Origin of the sequence: Sporolactobacillus sp. KGMB 08714, assembly GCF_036598985.1 — a bacterium.
Taxonomy (GTDB): Bacteria; Bacillota; Bacilli; order Bacillales; family Sporolactobacillaceae; genus Sporolactobacillus.
Genome location: NZ_JAUUBW010000025.1, coordinates 35,307 through 57,244, shown reverse-complemented (window position 1 = coordinate 57,244; position 21,938 = coordinate 35,307). Strand labels below are relative to the sequence as shown.

General features: G+C 50.0%; 15 protein-coding genes and 1 other annotated feature. Of the genes, 13 read left to right on the top strand and 2 right to left on the bottom strand.

Annotated features, from left to right (window positions below):
* Window positions 1–250: 250 nt before the first annotated feature.
* The 9 genes from Q6A92_RS12395 to Q6A92_RS12355 all read left to right on the top strand — a co-directional run bounded on the left by Q6A92_RS12395 (window position 251) and on the right by Q6A92_RS12355 (window position 13,457).
* Window positions 251–2,248 carry a beta-galactosidase gene (locus Q6A92_RS12395; protein ID WP_332238310.1) on the top strand — a complete coding sequence of 666 codons (1,998 nt, stop codon included), beginning with the start codon at window positions 251–253 and terminating at the stop codon, window positions 2,246–2,248.
* A gap of 780 nt (window positions 2,249–3,028) precedes the next feature.
* The gene (locus Q6A92_RS12390; protein ID WP_332238309.1) at window positions 3,029–4,405 is read left to right on the top strand and encodes a sugar phosphate nucleotidyltransferase; all 1,377 of its coding nucleotides are present in this window, start codon (window positions 3,029–3,031) and stop codon (window positions 4,403–4,405) included.
* Window positions 4,406–5,175: 770 nt separating this feature from the next.
* On the top strand, window positions 5,176–6,588 hold the full coding sequence (pepV, locus tag Q6A92_RS12385; protein WP_332238308.1) for a dipeptidase PepV: 1,413 nt from the start codon (window positions 5,176–5,178) through the stop codon (window positions 6,586–6,588).
* 123 nt (window positions 6,589–6,711) lie between these two features.
* Window positions 6,712–7,452: a gamma-glutamyl-gamma-aminobutyrate hydrolase family protein gene (locus Q6A92_RS12380; protein WP_274398387.1), complete on the top strand. Its 741-nt coding sequence runs from the start codon at window positions 6,712–6,714 to the stop codon at window positions 7,450–7,452.
* Between the two features lie 460 nt (window positions 7,453–7,912).
* Window positions 7,913–8,587 carry a YczE/YyaS/YitT family protein gene (locus Q6A92_RS12375; RefSeq protein WP_274398389.1) on the top strand — a complete coding sequence of 225 codons (675 nt, stop codon included), beginning with the start codon at window positions 7,913–7,915 and terminating at the stop codon, window positions 8,585–8,587.
* A gap of 115 nt (window positions 8,588–8,702) precedes the next feature.
* Window positions 8,703–8,979: a binding site (T-box leader), on the top strand.
* A 120-nt stretch (window positions 8,980–9,099) separates the two neighbouring features.
* Window positions 9,100–9,951, top strand: a complete 852-nt coding sequence (locus Q6A92_RS12370; RefSeq protein WP_274398391.1) for an SAM hydrolase/SAM-dependent halogenase family protein — start codon at window positions 9,100–9,102, stop codon at window positions 9,949–9,951.
* Between the two features lie 355 nt (window positions 9,952–10,306).
* The gene (locus Q6A92_RS12365; RefSeq protein ID WP_274398393.1) at window positions 10,307–10,879 is read left to right on the top strand and encodes an ECF-type riboflavin transporter substrate-binding protein; all 573 of its coding nucleotides are present in this window, start codon (window positions 10,307–10,309) and stop codon (window positions 10,877–10,879) included.
* 42 nt (window positions 10,880–10,921) lie between these two features.
* Window positions 10,922–12,655, top strand: a complete 1,734-nt coding sequence (locus Q6A92_RS12360) for an ABC transporter ATP-binding protein (protein WP_332238307.1) — start codon at window positions 10,922–10,924, stop codon at window positions 12,653–12,655.
* On the top strand, window positions 12,627–13,457 hold the full coding sequence (locus Q6A92_RS12355; RefSeq protein WP_332238306.1) for an energy-coupling factor transporter transmembrane component T family protein: 831 nt from the start codon (window positions 12,627–12,629) through the stop codon (window positions 13,455–13,457). Before Q6A92_RS12360 ends, Q6A92_RS12355 begins: the two co-directional genes overlap by 29 nt.
* Before the next feature lie 140 nt (window positions 13,458–13,597).
* Here Q6A92_RS12355 and Q6A92_RS12350 read toward each other — a convergent pair whose 3' ends face one another.
* Together Q6A92_RS12350 and Q6A92_RS12345 are read right to left on the bottom strand one after the other, a co-directional pair.
* Window positions 13,598–14,335, bottom strand: coding sequence for a YdcF family protein (locus tag Q6A92_RS12350; RefSeq protein WP_332238305.1), 738 nt, complete (start codon window positions 14,333–14,335; stop codon window positions 13,598–13,600).
* Between the two features lie 113 nt (window positions 14,336–14,448).
* On the bottom strand, window positions 14,449–15,336 hold the full coding sequence (locus Q6A92_RS12345; protein ID WP_332238304.1) for an aldo/keto reductase: 888 nt from the start codon (window positions 15,334–15,336) through the stop codon (window positions 14,449–14,451).
* Between the two features lie 287 nt (window positions 15,337–15,623).
* On the opposite strand from Q6A92_RS12345, the gene Q6A92_RS12340 reads away from it, so the two are divergent.
* From Q6A92_RS12340 to Q6A92_RS12325, 4 genes are all read left to right on the top strand, one after another.
* Window positions 15,624–17,978, top strand: coding sequence for a YfhO family protein (locus Q6A92_RS12340; protein WP_332238303.1), 2,355 nt, complete (start codon window positions 15,624–15,626; stop codon window positions 17,976–17,978).
* A gap of 361 nt (window positions 17,979–18,339) precedes the next feature.
* Window positions 18,340–18,909: a competence protein ComK gene (locus tag Q6A92_RS12335; protein WP_332238302.1), complete on the top strand. Its 570-nt coding sequence runs from the start codon at window positions 18,340–18,342 to the stop codon at window positions 18,907–18,909.
* A 1,100-nt stretch (window positions 18,910–20,009) separates the two neighbouring features.
* The gene (locus tag Q6A92_RS12330; protein WP_274398406.1) at window positions 20,010–20,681 is read left to right on the top strand and encodes an MtnX-like HAD-IB family phosphatase; all 672 of its coding nucleotides are present in this window, start codon (window positions 20,010–20,012) and stop codon (window positions 20,679–20,681) included.
* A complete protein-coding gene (locus Q6A92_RS12325; RefSeq protein ID WP_274398408.1) occupies window positions 20,668–21,729 on the top strand; it encodes an iron-containing alcohol dehydrogenase family protein in 1,062 nt (353 codons plus the stop codon). The genes Q6A92_RS12330 and Q6A92_RS12325 overlap by 14 nt, the downstream gene beginning before the upstream one ends.
* The last annotated feature ends 209 nt before the right edge of the window (window positions 21,730–21,938 follow it).

The window sequence follows — 21,938 nt, the reverse complement described above, 5'->3', positions numbered from 1 at the left end:
TTCATGCTTTTATTTTTTGTGTTACCCCCTTATCGGATAAGGCTTAAACACTGTTTTTGGTGTTTCAAGTTTTAGTTGTAAAATGATTCGGGACCATGTACATGAATGACAATAACATCTTCCGTATCCTAGAAGCCAAATTGAGATTGCGGCCTATTTTAATGCTGTTTATGAAAAAATCTGCCGGTCGGAAGTTTCATTGCATTGATCAATATAATGTTCGACGATTTGTATCGGGGAGGGGAGTCGTATGAAAAAACAGCTCAACTTTTATTACGGCGGGGATTATAATCCGGAGCAGTGGGATGAATCGGTATGGCGGGAAGATATGCGCCTGATGAAGAAAGCCGGTGTCAATTACGTCAGCGTGAATATTTTCAGCTGGGCGCTTTTGCAGCCGGATGAGGACATCTATGACTTCAGCACGCTGGATAAAATCATGGATATGCTGGCAGACAATCATATCGCCGCCGATCTGGCTACCGCTACAGCAGCGCCGCCGGCATGGCTGGCCCGGAAATATCCGCAGTCGCTTCCGGTTGACATCAACGGTGTGCATCTGCTGCCGGGGTCGCGCCAGCATTATTGCCCGAACAGCCGCGATTACAGGCGGCTGGCCCGGGCACTCGTCGATCAGATTGCGCGTCGCTACCGCGACCATCCCGCACTTGCGATGTGGCACGTTAATAATGAGTTCGGCTGCCATGTTTTTGAATGCTACTGCGGCACATGCCGTGCGGCCTTTCGGACCTGGCTGCGGGAAAAGTATCGGTCGATTGCTGCCTTAAACAGAAGCTGGTCGACCGATTTCTGGAGCCAGCGCTATTATGACTGGGAAGAGATTAACCTTCCCGGGAAAATGCCGACGCATCATAATCCCAACCAGCAGCTGGATTACAGACGTTTTATGAATGATTCTATCTTAAGTCTCTTCAAGGCAGAGCGCGATGTCATCAGACAATATACACCGCAAATTCCGGTGATGACGAATCTGATGGGGCTGCACAAACCGATTAACGGATTTAAATGGGCGAAGGAAATGGATCTGGTGACGTGGGATGCTTATCCCGATCCTTATGAAGAGACTCCCTACCTGCATTTCATGGCCCACGACCTGACAAGAAGCTTGAAAAAGCAGCCCTTCCTGCTGATGGAGCAGGCACCGGGCGCGGTCAACTGGCGCGGGCAGAACGCGGTCAAGACGCCGGGACAGATGCGTCTCTGGAGCTATGAAGCGGTTGCTCACGGAGCGGACGGGATCATGTTCTTTCAATGGCGCGCTTCTCAGGGCGGCGCGGAAAAGTTTCACAGCGGCATGGTGCCGCACTCCAATGATCAGAACAGCCGTGTTTTCCGGGAAATTGCTGAACTGGGCCAGGAATTGAAAAAATGCAGAGAACTTGTGGGAACGAAATTCCGCGCCGAAGCGGCCATTGTTTTTGACTGGGAAAACTGGTGGGCACTTGAACTGGATTCTAAACCTTCTAATCTGGTAAAATACCCCGATCAGCTGATCGATTACTACCACGTGCTGCATCAGCTGAATATCGCCGTTGACTTTATTTCTCCGGATGAAGACCTGAAACACTATAAAATTGTCTTCGCACCGGCAAGTTATCAGGTCTCCCGGACTTTTGGCGATCGTGTCAGGGATTTTGTGCAGAGCGGCGGGACCTTTGTGACTAATTTCTTCAGCGGTATCGTCGATAAAGAGGACCGGATTTATCTCGGCGGCTATCCGGGTGCCTATAAAGATGCACTGGGTATCTACGTGGAGGAGTTTGCTCCGATGAAGAAAGGGCAGAGCCATCGGATCGCGACACCGTGGGGCGACGCGGCGATTCGGATCTGGGAAGAAGTGATTCATTTAAAAGGGGCCCAGGTGCTTGCCCGTTTTAAAGAAGGCTATCTGGCGGGGATGCCGGCCGTGACGGAACATGTCTACGGCAACGGACGTGCTTTTTATGTCGGCACCGATCCCGAAGAAGCCTATTTAAAAAAGCTGATCCGCGGCATTGTTGCAGATGTCCGGCTGGCGCCGCCGATGGCTGTTCCCGAAGGCGTGGAAGTAACAGTCAGGGAAAGTAAAACAGCAGGATATTATTTTATTCTTAACCATACGGATCAGGAAAAGCGGTTTGTGCTTGAAGGAGAATATGAAGATCTGCTGACAGGAACTCGCGAAAAACAGCTGATAACGCTGGCCGCGAGAGACGTAAAAGTTTTAAAAGAAACGTTCAATCCGTAATCTGCGGGACCGGCGTATCCCGCCGTTTATGCGGATCTGAAACAAACGAGTCATGAATCCGCTGAAATAGCTGTTATAAAGTTTGCCTAAATAGTGGACACGTCAAAATGGGATATGGGATTTCGTATGATTAATCGATCTAAACAAGGGCGTGTTCAAACATAGCATACAATCGGGAGTATGCCGAAAAACCGGTGGCGGAAGACGGGTCCCAATGTTCTTCTGTAAAACGGGTATGAATACGACAAAAATGCGGCATTTTATAAGGCCGACTGAATGTGTGCGCGCAGGCTCTAATGCCTGCACACACCCTGTACAGTGTTCCCGCTCCCTGCCTGATTTTTGACTGGGCCAATCCAAAAGCAGCCCTTTTCAGGCCGGATTCCCGAAAAATTATAACAAGGTGACCCGCATCAACAAGGTCTCCGAGCTAAACTCCTCCTGCTTTGTTGGTACAGTACAGTTGCTATTGCTTAAAAAATGCCTCAACATCAGGATTTTTCATGACTTTGGTATAAAAACACAGAAATGCAGGTTTCAGGCCTTTTAAGACGTAAAAAATGATCGCGCAGCCATGTGAAAACATTTTCCGATGATCATTAAAAAAATCCTGTATCATTTTTACATAATTTTTCCAGGGGCTTCTGACACTGAATCTCTTCGGGGCGTTGTCACGGGATACCATATTGATTATCCTCCGGCCTCCATGTCATAATAGGACTAATAGGGTACTGCCTGTATAATGGTATAGGTATTGGATAGGGAGAGGAAGAGGTCAATATGCGTTTGGTACTTTTATCCGGCGGATCGGGAAAACGGCTGTGGCCATTGTCCAACGATGCGCGTTCTAAACAATTTCTAAGGGTACTTGAAAATCATCAGGAGCGTTTGTCGTCCATGGTTCAGCGGGTCTACGGACAGCTTTGCGAAGTCGGACTTGCCGGTTCAACCGTGATTGCAACGGGCCGGAGCCAGGTGGAGATGCTTCAGAATCAGCTTGGCCGGGATGTACCGCTGATTGTCGAGCCTGAGAGGCGGGATACGTTCCCGGCCATCGCCCTCGCTGCTTCATATCTGTATACACGTACGGGAGCAAGCCTTGACGATGTGGTGGCGGTACTGCCGGTCGATCCTTATGTGGATACGGCGTTTTTCAGACGGATTCAGGATCTGGAAAAGCTGCTTGACCGTACAAATGCCGATTTGGCGCTGATGGGGGTTAAACCGACCTACCCATCGGAAAAGTACGGATACATCGTGCCTGTAAAGAAGGAAAATCACGACTATATACAGGTTGATCATTTTACGGAAAAGCCGGAAGAAGAACAGGCCCGAAAGCTGATCGCCGAGTCTGCTCTGTGGAACTGCGGTGTATTTGCCTTCAAACTCGATTATATGATCTCAAAATTTGCAGCCCTGAACCTGCCCGTTCACTATGATGAGCTGCTGAAACAATTTAACAGGCTGCCGAAAATCAGCTTCGATTATGCCGTCGTGGAAAAAGCGAAGAATATTGTTGCCCTGCCGTATGACGGATTCTGGAAAGACCTGGGTACCTGGAGTACGCTGACCGAAGAGATGGCGACGAATCAGATCGGCAAGGGGATTATCAGCCAAGATTCGGAGAACACGCACCTGATCAATGAACTGGATCTTCCGGTCACGGTACTCGGCATTTCCAATGCGGTTGTCGCCGTCAGCCCGGACGGGATTCTTGTTTCGGACAAAGAGCAGAGCCCGAGGATCAAAGAGGTTATGAAAGGATTCGACCAGCGGCCGATGTATGAGGAACGGCACTGGGGTTCATACAGGGTGCTGGATTATACAAGCTATGAAAAAGACGAAGAGGAAGTACTGACGAAAAAAATCAAGATCAAGCCAGGGGAAAACATCAGTTATCACTGCCATCACATGCGCCAGGAAGTCTGGACGGTTGTGAAAGGGTGCGGGCAGTATGCGGCGAACGGCGTTATTCGTCCGATCAAGCCGGGGGATGTTGTGATCGTCCCCGCTGAAACGATGCACGCGATCAAAGCGGATGATCCGATGGAGCTGATCGAGGTTCAGATAGGCAGTCAGCTGATCGAAGAAGATATCAAGCGAAAATATATGAAATGGGAAGAAATTGTGGAAAACTGTTCCTTCATCAGAAGCTGAGCCGGCGGACGATTGGAAGGAACAATGATCGAGAAGAGAGAAAGCGCTGCATGATCCGGTTGCAGCGTTTTTTGTTTTACGCGCCCGGGATTGACGGCCGCTTTGTCTGACGGCGAAAATTTGCTGCGGGCCGTGCAGCAGAGACTGTAAGCCGTGCTGCCCAGGGTAACTGCCGGCGGGTCTAAAACGGCGGGTTGCGCGGATCAATTGCCGCTCAGCGGGAAAAGTCCATCTGCCGGGGCGATAGCACTTTTGGGAGGATGATCGGCCGCCGGCAGAGAGTAAAGGAGAACTTTTACTTTAAAAAAGCGCTTTCGCTTGGAGCGATGCGGTCACGGCGGGCGATCGTTCGGTAAAACAACGCCCCCCGGTCGAATCTACTGCTGAACGACATTTCTCGCGGCTTTATCGGCCGTTGCCGGAATTCAAAGTTAGGGCTTCTACCGGCGGGATTCGCGGGTCTACCGGCCGAATATGGGCTTTTACCGGCGGGATTCGCGGGTCTATCGGCCAAGTTCGCTTTAACGGTCGTCGGGCCAAGTTTATCGGTCGTCGCCGCGCTTTATCGGCTGTTAAGCTGTTGATCGTTGCCGTGGGTCCTGGATAAATCGGCACGGTTTCATTCACTTTTGCCCAGGGGTGTCGGCTGACGCTTCACATATCTTTCACAGGCTTTACCGGGATCGGCGCTTTCCTCTGATAAAATTTTTGTGCTAGAATGTTTCTATATCAGGAAATATCGTAAATTTTTGCTAAAGGATGCGTTAATCATGAGCGGTACTGTCAAAGCTACATTTGATAAAAAAGATTTTCTCGATGATCTTGGGTCGCTGCTGGCGATTAAAAGTACAAAGGATGCCGCGGCAGCCAAGGAAGGTGCACCATTCGGGCCCGGGCCGCTTGAAGCTCTGGAAAAAATGCTGGAGCTTGGAAAGCGCGACGGTTTCAGAACAAAGAACCTGCAGGGCTACGCGGGGTTCATTGAATACGGTCCTGAAGACGCGGAGGATTATATTGCCGTCCTCGGGCATGTCGATGTGGTTCCGGCGACCGGCAAATGGGCGCATGATCCTTTTTCGGGCTACGTGGAAAACGGCACGCTTTACGCCCGCGGCGCGATTGATGATAAAGGACCGACAATGGCGGCGTATTACGCGCTAAAATCCTTGAGAGATTCGGGGCTGCCGATTAAAAACAGGATCCGCCTGGTGATTGGTACCGATGAAGAGAGCGGCTGTGCATGCATGGTTAAATACAATGAACTTGAACCGATGTCTCTGTTCGGTTTTGCGCCGGATGCCGAGTTTCCGCTGATTTTTGCCGAGAAGGGCCGGATCCACATACGCATTGATCTGGCGGCGAAGGAAGAGGCGGCGCCGGTGCATCTGTCCGCTTTTTATTCCGGCGAGCGGGTCAACATGGTTCCGGATTACGCCTATGCCGTGCTGACCGGGGCGGAAGCCGAAAAATGGCTGGCTGCCGCTCAAAATTATTTGAAAGAAAAACAAATTGCTTTTTCAGTCGAAACACAGGCGAACGGCCTGAAGCTGACGGTCAAGGGGAAATCGGCGCACGGATCGGAGCCGGCGAACGGTGTGAACGCGGCTTTTCTGCTTGCCGGAGCGCTTGCTGATCTTCCGTTTTCCCATTCTGAAAGAGCGTTTATCGCTTTTCTTGCCGAAACGCTGAGCGGCGATTTTGCCGGCAAACGGCTGGGCATTGCCTTCCGAGACGATATTTCCGGTGAGCTGACGGTCAATGCAGGTCTTGTGCGGTACAATCAGGCAGGCGGCGGCACCGTCTCACTGGATATCCGCTGCCCGATCAAGGCTCCGCTTGATCAGATTGCCGGGACACTGACGGCGTCCGTTGAGAAACTGGGCCTGTCTGTCGGCGAACTTGGGACAGAAAAACCGCTGTATGTGGATCCGAAGCATCGCGGCGTGCAGATCCTGAAGCAAGTATATGAAGATCATACCGGGGAAAAGAATGTTAAACTGCTGACTTCGGGAGGCGGGACCTACGCCCAGTATCTTGACGCGGGAGTGGCTTTCGGCGCCTGCATGCCGAATTATCCGTATACCGGCCATCAGGTTGATGAACATGTGAGAGTAGACGATCTGCTGCTGGCTGCAGCCATCTATGCAGATGCGATGTATGAGCTTGGCAATCTCGATAAATGATTTTGAATGAATCCCGAAAAGCTCAGTATTCTAATGGGATAAATATGTTTCCTAATTGACGCTGCATAAAAAGTCCACTATATTGTTGCTAAAAGCTTTTTATGGAAGTGGGAGAGATGGACTATGAGTGACCGGCCGATCGTCGGTGTTACCTGTGGATTTATGAAGAAAAATGATTTTGTTCAGGGCCCCTATACTCATGAGGATTATGTAAAGTCGCTGATTTCGGCAGGAGCTGTTCCGATCATTCTGCCGATTGCTCCGGATAACGTGACTGAGAACTATGAGGGCCTGTGCGACGGATTCCTTTTCAGCGGCGGCAGCGACGTCGATCCGAGATTTTATGGGGAGTCGCCGTCTCCGCAGATCTATGCATTTGATACGGAACGGGATGCATCCGAACTGCTTCTTATGAGAAGGGTGATCGCAGCAGGCAAACCGGTATTCGGGATTTGCCGCGGCCTCCAGGTCATGAATGTCGCATTCGGCGGGACACTGATTCAGGATCTCCCTTCCGAAATGAAACAGGCTTTGCAGCATACTCAGAAAGTGCCGCGGACGAAAACGAGCCACAGCGTGCGGGTGCTGGAAGACAGCCGCCTTTTTACTCTGCTGAACGGCAGGAAGACGCTGTATGTCAACAGTCTGCATCACCAGGCGATCAAAACGCTGGCTGCCGAGCTTCGGGCAGTTGCTTTCGCCCCCGACGGGATCATTGAGGCGGCCGAACATGTAAATAATGACCGGATTCTGGGCATTCAATGGCATCCGGAATCGATGGCGGCAGGCGGAGATGCGTTAATGAATCACTTATTCCGCTGCTTTGTTGAAAAATGTGCCCGGATTAAAGAAAAAACGGTCTGAGATGGGCGTCCGGCAGACATCGGGGCCAGTCGGGATCCCCTGCCTAGAATTTTGATCTTTTTTCAATTTTACGGCGGTGCACTTTTTTTCACGATTGCAGGAATACTCGGCGTTTTCCCCCGAAGAGAGCATAGACGGGCGGTAATCCGCAGGGATGGGCGGCCAAGTGCAGGCTGCTGAAAAAAATTTATAAAAAAGTCGTGACTTTTTCCGGCAGGCTGATAGAATGATTGTTGCATGAAAAGAAAATGATTTTCCTTGCCAATTGGTCAGATCCGTGCTCTTTGAGGAATCGAATCAGAGCAGAAATTGTGCAATCCGGGTGCGGGTGATGTATAACGAATGGAGGAAAACCGCCGTACGCAGCCTTCCTGCTGAGGGGGCAGATACCGGTAACCGTCTCTTTGTCCGCTCATACAATGGAAAAAAGTTTAATAAATTTTGGGGGCTTATCGATTAGATGGCAAAAGGAATTGTTCTGCTGTGCCTGTCGGTGTTGCTGAATGCTTTTGGGAATGCCCTGACCGTCAAGGCCGCCCTGGGTTCCGCACCCTGGACAGCCGCGGGGCTTAATCTGTCCGACATGCTTGGAATAACGGTCGGCAATGCACTGATTATTATCGGTTTTATCGCTCTGATTGCGGACGATTTGCTGCGCCGGCGCTGGAATCGGATGAAGGACGTATATAATTTTCTTTATGTCCTTTCGTTCGGCTATGTGATCGACGGCTGGCTGTTTGTTATGCAGTCTATCGCTATCAACGGCCTTTTTCTCCGGATCGCCGTTTGCGTCATCGGCGTGATGTGCATCGCTGCCGCGCTGTCGATCTATTTTCGGGTTAATCTTGTCCTCCATCCGTTTGATGACCTGCTGAAGATTTTGCGTGATAAATATCTTCACGGAAATGTCGTGCTCGCGCAGCGGATCTCGCTTGGCGTCCCGCTTTTATTCGGGCTGGCAGCAGGCATCATCCGCCATCGTCTGATCGGAATCAGTCTCGGAACAGCCATCAGTTTTCTTTGCATGGGCTACTTCATTCTTTTATTTGATAAGACGATCCGTTTCAATCTGGATCGGAAAAGGACATTCAGCTTCCACAGATTGGGCCGAGTGCACAGTGTACGACATCCGTGATCTCATTGAGGCCATGTTCCGCGCTCGGTGGGGAACGTCATTTTTAGAGCGATTTTATATCTTGATTTTTGGGAAGAATAGGATTATAACTGAAATAAGTTTTAAGAACGCATAAATAAAAGCGATGAAGAGAAGAAGTAGAGAGTCCGGCTTTTCTGCAGAGAGCTCCGTTCGGTGCAAGGGAGCAAAAGACGGCTTTCGAACATGGCCTCCGAGCTGCGCTGCCGAACAGTGTATTTCCAGACGAAGTAAGCCGCGACAAGTTAAGGTTCTTGTTATCAAAACCGGAGTATACGAATGCGCCTCGGGCTGCTTCCGTACTCGCTGAGGCCGGCGATGTGAATAGCCGGTGAATAAAGGTGGTACCACGTGAATAAAACCTCGTCCTTTCATAATAAGTTAAGGACGGGGTTTTTTGTGCGGGCAGAAACGGAGCGGAAGGATCGCACGGCATGCTGCAGAACATTCCGGCGGTCGTTCGGCACGAAAACTCATAAAGAAAGGTGAACGGAATGAGCAAAGCACTGGTTTTTCAAACGGATTTCGGATTAGTCGACGGGGCTGTCTGTGCGATGTACGGGGTAGCGAATACGGTGGATCCGACGCTGAAGATTTTTGATCTGACACATGATATCCCTCAGTACAACGTGTGGGAAGCGTCGTACCGGCTGCGGCAGGCGGTGGACTATTGGCCTGGAGGAACGGTGTTTGTTTCGGTCGTCGACCCGGGCGTCGGATCAACGCGGCGGAGCGTTATTGCCAGAACGCGGCGCGGCCAGTATATCATCACGCCGGACAACGGGACTCTGACACACATCAAAAAAATGGACGGGATCGAAAGCGCGCGTGTCTTTGATGAAAAGGCTAACAAACTGCCGAATACCGGAGAATCCTATACATTTTTCGGCCGCGACATTTACGCCTATACGGGGGCGCGTCTGGCGTCCGGTCTCATTGACTTCGATCATTTCGGAAAACGTGTTCCGGCCGATTCGGTTGTCGAACTGCCAATCGTTCCGCCTTTCAAAAAAGAAAACCGTGTCGCCGGAATGATTGATGTGCTGGACGTGCGTTTCGGCAATCTCTGGACCAACATCGGCCACGGCCTGTTTCATCAGCTCAACGTGCGTCAAGGCGAGCGGCTTGAAGTCAGCATCAGAAACGATACCCGGAATATTTATGAAAATACGATGGCGTTCGCCCGTTCATTTGCCGCCGTCGCGATCGGCGAGCCGCTGATCTACGTCAATTCTCTTCAAAACATGGGAATCGCCATCAATCAGGGATCATTTGCCAAAGCTTACAGCATCGGAACGGGATCGAACTGGCACATTTCATTCAGGAAAATACAAGGGCAGTTTTAGGCCCCCAATTTCCGTTGATCCGTTTATTTGAAAAACAGCCTTTAAGGAGGTGATGCTGCGGAAACGGGATAAACAGCTTTTTTAACAGTTTTCCGGAATAACTTTTAGGAGGTGGTACTGCAACAATAAAGAAAATCGCGATCGCCTGCCGTTCCCAGGCCCGCTGCTGAGTAAAGTTATCGGGGGAACACATGATTCGGAATAATCAAATGACCGGCAGGAACGGATGATTTAGGAATGGCCGGTTTTCCCCGGCTGAAAGAGTCCCCGTGCTCCGCATTAAAACAGCTGTATCCCGCAAATGGCCTTTTTAGAACTTATTCATTCATTTTAAGAGAAGGAAGTGCTGACAAAAATGGTAAAAGCTAAAAGCAGTAAGGAACTGTTATCCATCCGAACGATTGTCGCGATCGGCATCGGGGCTGCAATTTTTATTATCCTGCGCTATATTTCAATTCCTGCCGGTATTGTGCCGAACACAACCATTCAGCTTTCATACATTTTTCTTGCATTAATAGCGGTCATTTACGGACCTGTAGCCGGCGGACTGATTGGCCTGATCGGTCATTCGCTGGGTGATGCCCTTCAATATGGATCAGTCTGGTGGAGCTGGGTCATTGTTTCGACGTTAGTCGGCGTAGGGTTCGGTTTAATTAGCAGCCGTTTGAAAATAACCGAAGGCATTTTTGATTGGAAATCGGTTGTGATCTTCAATGCCACTCAGGTAATGACTCAGGCCGTCGGATGGTTTCTGATCGCGCCGGTTCTTGATATCGTTATTTATAGTGAACCGGCAAATAAAGTCTTCCTTCAAGGATTTGTTGCCGGGATCCTTGATATCGTGACTGTCGGAATTTTCGGGACATTGCTTATCTGGATTTATGCAAAAACACAAACGAAAAAGGGGAGCCTTAAGAAAGAAGCGTGATTTCCAACCTGTGAAATCTATGAAAAAACGTCAGGAATTCTTATGAAAAAAGCCATTGTTTCATTTAAAAACTTCAGTTACAAGTACGTCAGTCAGGAAAGTCCTACATTGCATGATCTGAATCTTGACATTTTTGAAGGGGAGATCGCACTGATTGCCGGTCCGTCCGGATGTGGGAAAAGTACGCTTGGAAACTGCATGAATGGACTGATTCCGAATTCTTACAAGGGAGAAATGCAAGGATCGGTTAAAGTAATGGGGCATGAGACAAGAGACCGGAGCCTGTTTGATCTCTCAAAAACAGTGGGGACCGTCCTCCAGGATACGGATGCCCAATTTATCGGGCTGACGGTCGGAGAAGATATTGCATTTGCGCTGGAAAACGATGCCGTCGCTCAAGAAGAGATGAAGGAAAGGGTTCGCACGGCTGCGGTTCGGGTAGGAATGAACGCTTTTCTTGACCGGTCGCCGCATGATCTGTCAGGCGGGCAGAAGCAGAGGGTGTCGCTTGCCGGAGTTTTGGTTGACCCTGTCCGCCTTCTTCTTTTTGATGAACCGCTTGCCAATCTGGATCCCGCGGCCGGAAAACAGACGATGCAGCTGATCGACCGCATTCATCGGGTAAGCGGCATCACGGTTGTTATCATTGAGCATCGTCTCGAAGATGTGCTGGAAATCGATGTTGATCGCGTAATCGTCCTATCGGAAGGAAGAATTGTGGCAGATGCCCCGCCCAATAAACTGCTTGCCTCGGAAGTTCTGAGAAAAAACGGGGTCCGGGAGCCGCTTTATCTTTCCGCTCTGAAAAAGGCAGGCATCGCGGTAACGCCGGATCTGCATCCGGAGCACATTGAGACGCTGGATCTTTCCGTTATCCGGAAACCGCTTGTTTCATGGGCGCAGGCGAAAGGTCGCGATGAAGATAAAGCGGCTGCTGCTTCTGCTTTAAATCTCAGTCAGGTGTCCTTTCAGTATAAAACCGGTCTACCGGTTTTACGTGATGTTTCCTTTTCAATCGGGAAGGGAGAAAGAATCGGTATCGTGGGAAAGAACGGAGCGGGGAAATCGACGCTGACGAAATTGATTTGTGGTTTGGAAAAACCTATGTCCGGCAGTCTTTTCTTTCAGGGCAGCGATATGAAAGACTGGACGATTAAAGAACGGTCCGAACATATCGGTCTTGTCATGCAGAGCCCGAATCAGATGATTTCGCAGCAGATGATCTTCGATGAAGTGGCGTTCGGCCTTAGGATTCGCGGGACGGACCCGCGGAAAATCGAAGAGCGGGTCTATGAGACGTTGAAAATCTGCGGCCTGTATCCATTCAGACACTGGCCGGTCTCCGCACTCAGCTTTGGGCAGAAAAAGCGGGTAACCATTGCTTCTATTCTTGTCCTCCGGCCGGATATCCTGATTCTTGATGAACCGACAGCAGGGCAGGATTACAGACATTACACAGAGATCATGCGATTTCTGGATCAGCTGAACAATCAGGGCATGACCATCGTTATGATTACTCACGACATGCATCTCCTGCTTGAATATACAGATCGGGCCATTGTCATGACGGACGGTGTAAAAATTGCCGACAGATCCCCGGCACAGCTGCTATCCGATCCTGAAACGGCCGCACGGGCCGGCTTAAAGACAACCTCGCTTTTCCGTCTTGCGGAGCGGATAGGTTTCCCTGATCCGCCTGATTTTGTGGAACGGTTCATTGTTGAAGAAAGAGAGGAGCGCTCGCATTATGGACATGCGAATGCTGAGTTTTATTGACCGGCCGTCTCCGATTCACCGGCTGACAGGCGCCGCAAAGCTTGTCTGTTTTATAATTTTGTCCGTCGTCGGAATGAGCACTTATGATACGAGAATTTTGCTCGCTATGCTGATCACAGGTCTCGCGGTTTTTAAACTGTCCGGAATCCGATTTCGCGAAGTTTCGTTTATTCTGACATTTATTCTTCTTTTTCTGTTGCTCAATGATCTGGCTATTTTTGCTTTTGCGCCTCAGCAGGGAGTCGGAATTTACAGTACGAAACATGTGATTTTGCAGCTGCCCGGACACTATTCGCTCACTATGGAACAGCTTTTTTACGAATTCAATATTACGCTGAAGTATTTCAGTGTCATCCCGTTCGCCCTGCTTTTTATTGTGACGACGAATCCAAGCGAATTTGCTGCGTCGGTGAATAAGATCGGCATCAGTTACCGGATCGCCTACGCTATCGCAATCACGCTCCGTTACATTCCCGATATTCAGCGCGACTATCGCGAAATTGCTCTGGCGCAACAGGCAAGGGGGATTGATCTTTCAAAAAAAACGAAGTTCCGGAAAAGAATGAAAAATGGAGCGGCCATTGTTATTCCGTTAATCTTCTCAAGCCTTGACCGTATCGAAGTGATCAGCAACGGCATGATGCTGCGCGGCTTCGGCAAGAAGAAAAAGAGAACCTGGTACAGAGCACAGTCGTTTACTGCACGCGATTATGCGGCCATCGGATTTTGTGCGATGCTGTTTATTCTTTCGCTGATGCTTGCTTTTCAGCAGGGCGGCCGTTTTTATAACCCGTTTAAATAAATGGCACAAAAGAACGTCTTCGAAAGTTTTTCGGAGGCGTCTTTTGCTTCCGCTGAGTGATGAGGCCGGTGCCATAGAATAGCCGTTGACGGGCTTTTTTGTCTGTCAATTTTTACGGATCGCATACAGGCAGACGGACGTCAGAAATACAGGGCCAGGATCCCTATATATTCCTTCACGGCCGTAGAAGTTGCGGAGCCCTCCGAAGGGACAAATTGCATCGGATAGACGGACAGTCTGCGGCTGGTCAGATAGTCCGTCGGATAAGGCTGGACCTGCACGCCTGTTTTATTAAAATTCATCACGGCCCGGCGCATATGAAATGCGGAAGTGACGAGGATAGGGCGATTAAGCCGATGGGCACGCATGACCGCTTTCGTATTTCGGGCATTTTGCGTGGTCGTGATACTTTTGTTTTCCGTCATGATTTTATTTCCGGGGACGCCTAAAACGATCAGCTGCCGTTTGGCGATATCTGCCTCAATGCCGCTGTCCGGGAAGACTTTTCCTCCTGATAAGATAATCGGCAGGCCGGTTAATTTATATAATCGGAAAGTCGTTAAAAGACGATTTGCCGCGTCGCCGGATAATTGTCCCTTTCCGTTGATATCGGGGGTGTCCGGGGTCGCCCCGCCGCCGAGCATGACGATGACGTCTCCACTTGGGTGAGAAGGCGGCTGATAAGCGTTTTCGAGCGGATGAAGGAGCAGATCGCCCGTAATCGGTATGTAGGAGAGATAAAGGAGAACAGCCAGGCTCCCTGTGATAATGGCAACAGGGCGATGCCGCCGGATCCGTATGCTCAAAATAACGAGCAGAGTCACAAACAGCCCGGGCGGCAGAATGAATCCATAAACGAATTTAATGATATATTCCATAAAAGGCTCCTCTTTTCGGGCATGCGGAAAGACTGCGGTAAGTCTCCGATCGCCTTGCCATAATCATGCATCTTGCTGTTTCATTTAAGAGCTGAGCTCAGGGGATATGCCTATTATACAATGTCCAGCGGGACTTTGCGCGATGGGCGGGGGAAGGCCCGATCCAGCGCGGCCTGCTCGGCATCGGAAAGGATGACGGCTGCGGCCCGGGCATTTTCCAGGACATGTTCCGGCTGTCCGGCTTTCGGAATAGCAATGACGCGTTCTGATCCGGCACGGCGGCGGATGCACCAGGCGAGCAGCAGCTGCAGCGGCGTGATCCCGTGAGCAGCCGCGATGCCGGACACTGCCGGATCTGTTAAAAGCCGTTTCTTGAGCGAGCCTGCTTCAGCGAGCGGGCAGTAAGCCATGACCGGCATGTGCTGTTCTTTTTGCCACTGGAGCAGATCCACTTCGATGCCGCGTGATCCCAGATGGTACAGGACCTGATTGGCTGCGCAGTTGGATCCGTTCGTTCTGCTCCACATGTTTTCCATGTCTGCCCTGTCGAAGTTCGACACGCCCCAGCGCAAAATTTTTCCGTTTTTCTTTAATGTTTCCATTCCTTCAATGGTTTCTTCAATCGGGACGGTGCCTTTCCAGTGAAGCAGGTAGAGATCCAGATGGTCGGTCCCGAGCCTGCGGAGGCTGTTCTCGCACGCAGCGGCCAGGCTTTTCGGATCGCCATGGCTGGGCAGAGCTTTACTGACAAGAAAAACCTGATCGCGAAGTCCGCTGATTGCCTCGCCGACGACCCGCTCGGATTTTCCATAGCCGTAAAGCTCGGCAGTATCGATCAGCGTCATTCCGAGCCGGATCCCCAGTCTGAGTGCTTCAATTTCAGTATTCCTTTTGGACGGGACATCGCCCATATGCCATGTTCCCTGGCCAATTGCCGGAACCGTTGTCCCGTCTGTCAGCGTGACGGTGCAGCTCCTTACCTGCTGCCTGACGGTTTCCATTTCCCTGTCGCTTATTTTAATCAGGATGAATCATCTCCGCTAAACTTTATTTCAGAACTTTCCCGTTTATTATCGCATGATATTTTCCCGAAGCCAAAGATTTTGCGGTATTTTGAGATTCATATTCGCTGTGCGCCGTTCGAATGATATGTAACAGACATAGATAACGGGCGCGGATTTTTTGATTCGGGCTGAAATTTGTTTCAAAAAACAGCCCGGTCATGCATAATAAGAATAGAACTTATTTTGAATATTTGCCGCACGGATGAAGGAGGAGCCTGTCGGCCATGGCTGTTTCCGTACTGAAAAAGACCTTTCAATCTGATTACACCAAAGTGTTTTTGCTTTGTCTGCTGACTTCCGGACTGATGTTTCTTCCTTCCATTATCATCAATAAGGGCCTGTTTACGCTTGTGGGCGATTTTAATTATCAGCAGATCCCGTTTAACATGCTCAGCAACAGCTCGATTAAGCACGGAGATATATTTTGGAGCTGGGCAACGGATCTTGGAAGTAATTTTATCGGTTCTTACAGCTTTTATACGCTGGGCAGCCCTTTTTTCTGGCTCAGCCTGCTTTTTCCCGCTTCTTTTTTTCCGTACATTATCGGTCCGATGCTGATGCTGAAATACTGCGTTGCGGGAATGACCGCGTTCGGATATATGAAACGTTATGTATCCGATAAGCATTATGCGGCAATGGGCGCCTTGCTCTACGCCTTTTCCGGCTTTTCCGTCGTCAATCTGATGTTCAATCACTTTCAGGATGTAATTGCGTTTTTTCCTCTGCTGCTGGCAGGCATGGATAAATTAGTAGAGGACCGAAAGCACGGCTGGTTTGCGGCAGCGGTCGCGCTGAACGCCACATTGAATTTTTTCTTTTTCATGGGCGAGCTTGTCTTTCTGATTCTCTATTTCTGTATACGGTTTTTGGCTGAAGATATTCGAAAATACATACGGGCGCTTCCTAAATGTCTGCTCGAGGGGGCTGTCGGTTTAGGCATGGCCTGCTTTCTTTTTCTTCCTGCCGTTCTTTTTACTGTCCAGAACCCGCGCCTGAATGCTTTCCTTTACGGACCAAGCGCTTTAACGTTTGACGGAGCCCGCTATCTGGAAATTATTAAGGCGTTCCTGATGCCGGCCGATCTGATGCCGTACCAGTCCGCCATTTATGATTCGGATTTTACTTCCAGCGGTGCGTACCTGCCGCTGTTCGGGCCGGTTCTGGTGATCACGATGATGATCGGAGAACGGAAAAACTGGATGTCGCGGATTACGCTCCTGTCTTTGATCATGGCCTGCATACCGCTCCTGAACAGCCTGTTCTACGTACTGAACGCCTCCTACTATGCCCGCTGGTTCTATATGCCGGTTCTGATTATGGCACTGATGTCGGCTGTCGTCCTTGAAAAAAGAAACGAGATCAGCATCAGAAGTATCAGAAAGGGGTGGCTGATCACAGCCGGTGCCACGGCTTTGCTTGCCGTTTTTCTGTTCTTTTATCCATGGAGCCCGAGTGAAAAAAGCGCTGTCTTTCGTCCGGATCTTTTCCTTTTCTATCTGAGTGTCACTCTGGCCGGCCTGGCGGGCACCTACTATCTGATCGGGCGCTTTAAAAGCACAAAATACTGGACGCTCGTGACGACGGCGGTGCTCGTTCTATTTTCGGGCGGACTGGGATTATTCAATATTGAAGTCACGAACAGTGTTTACAGCTATCAGTCGGGAAGCGATATCTATAATACGCTGATAAAAACGGCCCGGTTTCTGAACGCGGTTCTGCCGAAAAGCGAGGATTATCGGGTGGGAATCAGCGATGACGGATCGAATCTGCCGATGGTTTCCAATACGCCGACCGTAAATTCATTTACGAGCATGGTCAACGGCTCGATTTTTAATTTTTACAGATCTCTCGACGACCCGCGTGAAGTCAAGACGATTATTCCCGACAGCTATTTCGGCCTTCAGCCGCTGCTCTCCGAACGATTTTACATCGATACGGTCCAGGATAAAAACGGCTATCTCTACGCGCAATTTAATAATGGAACAAATACCGTCTATGTTTATGAAAATAAAAACGTGCTGCCGATCGGATTTACGTACGACTATTACATGACAACCAAACAGTTCAACATGATCCCGGCGGAAGACCGGCATCTGGCACTGCTTAAAGCCGTGGTTCTGTCTCCTTCGGAAGTCAGCCGGGTGAAGAACTTTTTGCTGCCGATTCCCATTTCTCAGCTGAACTCGATTGAAAGCGGAAATTATCTTCAGGATGTGCGGGCACGGGCAAGCGAGGCGTCCACTTATTTTCACCGCGACCAGCACGGCTTCACTTCAAAAATTCGTACCGATTCCGAAAAGTACGCCTTCTTCAGTGTTCCATATGATCAAGGCTGGAGTGCGACCGTCAACGGGCAGCCCGTGAAAATTCTCAACACGGATGGATTTATGATCGTTCCGGTAAATGAAGGGAACAATACGATCCGCTTTACTTATCAGACGCCCGGTCTGACCGCCGGAATTTTCATTTCTCTTCTATCGCTTGTCCTGTGGGCAGGGTGGATTTACGGAGGAAAAAAATTCAGCGAGCGGCTGTCGAATCCGTTTGGTAAGACCCCTCCGGGACGAACATTGAGTTAAAAGGGAAGATTCGTTCATATTTGAATTTTTTTTGAACGGCTGGATTTTTCGGTGATCAACGATTGAAAAGAATTGAAAATTATGGTATTTTCTTTACAATAAAGAGTAAAAACTCTTTGCCCACTCTGAAAGCTTTATTTTTTATCTTCACGACAATCGCCGAATCCAAGCTTTTCCCTCCTGCGGCGGTTCCTTTTTCCAAGCAATTTCTCTGAATGCTCGTCCAAAAATCGACACGTGCGGATCCATGCGGATGAATGCCGCCTGAAACGGGCATGAAGCACGGCAGGCCTCAGGCGTTTACTTCCAGATCCGGTCGAAAGAGCGGATTGACCAACCAAAAATGAAAAGGATGGGTAGAATGGATCAGTATATTATCAGTCAGAAAACGATGGCTTTACTGCCGTACGATAGCCCGGACGGCAGCCTGCAGACATGGGTTATTGAAGAGGAGCGAATCCTTTCGCTTCCGCAGACGCCTTATCAGGTGCTCCATTATTCATGCGGTTATTTCGGCTCTACCTTCAGCGGAAGAAAAAAGGGGGCGGTTTCCATGGGTTACAAAAGCATGCCGCCGATCTGCATCTGCAGCGAGCTCGGCCTCTACTTCTTCTCGTTAATGTCAGAAGCAAGACGGGAATGTGTCTGGCTTTCGCACACACATATCAGGGATTGGAGAAAGTGCGGTGAGAGGCATGTCATGGTCCATCTGATGAACGGCCGCAAGATCCCGGTTCCGGTCCAGCTGAATGTTTTTCAAAGCAAACTGATGAGAGCGGCGCAGTTCCGCTATCAGCTCTGTGAACGGATGGCACCCCGGCGGTCCGCAAATGAGTATCCTGAAATGTTGGAGGTAAGTTCTGCCGAGCATCTGATCATCAATGAACGGGGGACTTATTCGATTTGCGAAAAAGCTCCGGCCGTTGAATAAAGTACTTTTCAAATGGTGACGGGCTCCGAACAGGCCGAATAAACGCATTTGCTGCCGCCGATGGATTCTTCCTTCAAATGGCGCCAAGCTCGAACAGCTCAGAAGAATTCTGCAGCGCCCGGGTTGTTCACCCTTCCGCACGCACAAAATAATGGTCCCGGTATGGGACGTGGCCGTTATCTTAAGGGAGTATTGAGAAGAATTTTTTCAGGTAAAGAAAACCCGCAGGACGGCTTAGTGCCGCCTCATCCAGGCCGGTTCTCGGCGGGAGGGAAAGCGGGCAGCAAAGATCCGTTTGGAGGACCGGGCCGGTATGGGAGCAGATACAAGTATCTTCAATTGCCTGAGGGCATTCGATGTAGCCGATGCTGATTATGAAGGTTGAACATCCGGTTAGGCGACCATGAGGACTGCTTGGAACAGCGGAGCGGAAACAGCCGGGAAGCAGGCGGATTTTCCGTTCGCCCGGCGTGTAAAAAAGTTTTTTAAATTCATACTAAGGATGTCATAACGGCCACGGCCGATCTTTCAAAGATAAGGTTTTCTTTCATTCATCTGGAACACAATTTCTAAAAATGATAAGCCGAGGAAGCGCCCGTGTCTGAACGGTATGGCTTGAACCGCTTCTCCAGGAGCGCCGGATTTGGCCGGAAGGGAGCAGGAAACGGCCGATAGAATGCCGGATTTGGCCGGAAGGGAGCAGGAAACGGCCGATAGAGTGCCGGATTTGGCCGGAAGGGAGTAGAATTTGGCCGATAGAATGCCGGATTCGGCCGGAAGGGAGCAGGAAACGGCCGATAGAATGCCGGAATCGGCCGGAAGGGAGCAGGAAACGGCCGATAGAGTGCCGGATTTGGCCGGAAGGAAATCTGAAATCGGCCGATTTGGGTGTTTCTCCCGCATATTAGCATAATCTTTGAATGCCGCTCCGTTTGGCGATAAAATGCGGCGGCCGAAGAGGGGACCCGGCCTAAAAAAGCGGATCTCATTTGTTTCAGAACTTTGACATATTGGTTGCGTTTGCAGCAGCCGTCGGACACGGAGCATTCTGTTATACTGAATCTGTGATACAACAGAAATGATAAAGGGAGAATTATTGTATGACAAAAGCTTTCCTTTTTCTTTCGGACTTTGACGGGACCCTCACGGGCAAAGATTTTTTTCATGTCATTATTGATCAATATTTTCAAAAGGACAGCGAGCAACTTTACGCGGATTGGGACAGTAAAGTGACGACAGATCTTAATTTTCTGACCCGTTTATTCGGAGCGATCAATCGGGATCAGGCCGGAATCGAGGAAGACATCCTGAAAATTCCGTTCGATCCGGACGCAAAGAAGGTCATTGAACACGTTCAAAGGGCGGGCGGCGACTTTGTCGTAATCAGTGCGGGAACGGATTATTATATAAAGCGGATTTTCAGTCATTATGGCGTCCACGGCGTCAAGATTTATTCTAATCCGGGGATCTACGCAAACCGGGGCATTCAGCTGAAGGTTGACCCGAACGGACGTTACTACTCGGAGATGTACGGTATCGATAAAGCGAAGCTGGCCCGTGATTTAATCAGGGATTACGATACTGTTTATTTTGCGGGAGACAGCAGACCGGATCTGCAGGCGGCCGAACTGGCCGATACGGCGTTTGCTAAAGGAAAACTGCAGGGTCTGCTCGATGCCGGGCATCATCCGTATGTGCCGATCCGCAGCTTTAAGGATGTTGAGGACTATTTACTGGATCATGAGGAGGTTCTGAACAATGGAAGCCGCTAATCATCAGATCGTCGTACCGACCCTTCTGGATGTGAAAAAAGGAAACATGGCCCGCATCGGCGGGCTGCTGAAGCGGCACCGTTTTAAAAAGGCCGTGATTTTTTTCGGGCAGGGTCTGACTGATCTTCTCGGGGATAAAGTGTTCGCCTCTCTTGAAAAAAACGGCATCGAGGTTTTGATGACGACAGAGATCACGGATATTGATATCGACGGCGTCGTTGATCGGGCCTTTCAGCTCCCGTTTCAGACGGAAGCGGTGATCGGCATCGGCGGCGGGAAGGCGCTTGATGCCGCGAAATATACGGCTTTGCTGCGCAAATGGCCGTTCATCAGTGTTCCGACTTCGACGTCGAACGACGGTTTTTCGAGTTCGAACACATCGCTGACCATTCACGGACGGCGCATTTCTGTGCACGCGAAGATGCCCTACGGCATTATTATTGATATCGATGTGATCAAAAGTGCACCGGAGTGTTTCATCTATTCAGGCGTCGGCGATCTCGTTTCAAAGATCACCGCGGCCGAAGACTGGATCTTTGAGGAGAAGAGCGGAAAGACGAGAGTGGACGATTGTGCGCTGATGCTGTCAAAGAAGGCAGTCAACAGTTTTGTCCGGACAGATTTCGGTACGATCAGGGACGATCTGTTTCTGAAGGAACTGGTCGATTCACTGACGATGGCCGGCATTTCGATGGAGATTGCCGGAAACAGCGCGCCGACAAGCGGGAGCGAACACCTGATTTCGCATGCGCTCGACATCTGTTCCGCCCGCCCGCAGCTGCACGGCGTGCAGGTCGGCGTCGCTTCCTACCTCATGAGCAAAGTCCAGAATCATCGTTATGAACGAATAACGAAAGTGCTGAAGGGTACCGGATTTTTCAATTATGCAAAGACACTCGGGATGACTCTGTCCGATTTTGACAGGGCGATCGACAAGGCGCCTGAGATCAAACCGATGCGCTATACGTATCTGCACGTGCCGGAGTACCGGAAACTAGCGCATCAAATCCTGCATGACGATCCGATTCTGCAGGAAGTGCTCAGGTAGGAACAGGGCGGAGAGCAGGGGAAAGCAGGGCCGCTCAAAACGTGGAGCCCTCCCCTCTCGCAAGGCTCATTGCCAAATGTTGAAAAGCGGGATATAATGGAAACCGGAAAAGTGATTTTCATTTAACCGAAGAAAATGAGGTTTTATAAAATGGTCGTAGCTGCTTATGATGGGGTTTTTTACGAATAACGAAATAAACGCATGAAGGG

Bases quoted from the DNA above. Each gene is read 5' to 3' on its own strand.
- Q6A92_RS12325 (WP_274398408.1), top strand. From the start codon at position 20,668: ATGGAAGCCGCTAATCATCAGATCGTCGTACCGACCCTTCTGGATGTG.
- Q6A92_RS12375 (WP_274398389.1), top strand. From the start codon at position 7,913: ATGGCAAAAGGAATTGTTCTGCTGTGCCTGTCGGTGTTGCTGAATGCT.
- Q6A92_RS12330 (WP_274398406.1), top strand. From the start codon at position 20,010: ATGACAAAAGCTTTCCTTTTTCTTTCGGACTTTGACGGGACCCTCACG.
- Q6A92_RS12355 (WP_332238306.1), top strand. From the start codon at position 12,627: ATGGACATGCGAATGCTGAGTTTTATTGACCGGCCGTCTCCGATTCAC.
- pepV (WP_332238308.1), top strand. From the start codon at position 5,176: ATGAGCGGTACTGTCAAAGCTACATTTGATAAAAAAGATTTTCTCGAT.
- Q6A92_RS12360 (WP_332238307.1), top strand. From the start codon at position 10,922: ATGAAAAAAGCCATTGTTTCATTTAAAAACTTCAGTTACAAGTACGTC.
- Q6A92_RS12350 (WP_332238305.1), bottom strand. From the start codon at position 14,335: ATGGAATATATCATTAAATTCGTTTATGGATTCATTCTGCCGCCCGGG.
- Q6A92_RS12340 (WP_332238303.1), top strand. From the start codon at position 15,624: ATGGCTGTTTCCGTACTGAAAAAGACCTTTCAATCTGATTACACCAAA.
- Q6A92_RS12345 (WP_332238304.1), bottom strand. From the start codon at position 15,336: ATGGAAACCGTCAGGCAGCAGGTAAGGAGCTGCACCGTCACGCTGACA.
- Q6A92_RS12395 (WP_332238310.1), top strand. From the start codon at position 251: ATGAAAAAACAGCTCAACTTTTATTACGGCGGGGATTATAATCCGGAG.
- Q6A92_RS12365 (WP_274398393.1), top strand. From the start codon at position 10,307: ATGGTAAAAGCTAAAAGCAGTAAGGAACTGTTATCCATCCGAACGATT.
- Q6A92_RS12390 (WP_332238309.1), top strand. From the start codon at position 3,029: ATGCGTTTGGTACTTTTATCCGGCGGATCGGGAAAACGGCTGTGGCCA.
- Q6A92_RS12335 (WP_332238302.1), top strand. From the start codon at position 18,340: ATGGATCAGTATATTATCAGTCAGAAAACGATGGCTTTACTGCCGTAC.
- Q6A92_RS12380 (WP_274398387.1), top strand. From the start codon at position 6,712: ATGAGTGACCGGCCGATCGTCGGTGTTACCTGTGGATTTATGAAGAAA.
- Q6A92_RS12370 (WP_274398391.1), top strand. From the start codon at position 9,100: ATGAGCAAAGCACTGGTTTTTCAAACGGATTTCGGATTAGTCGACGGG.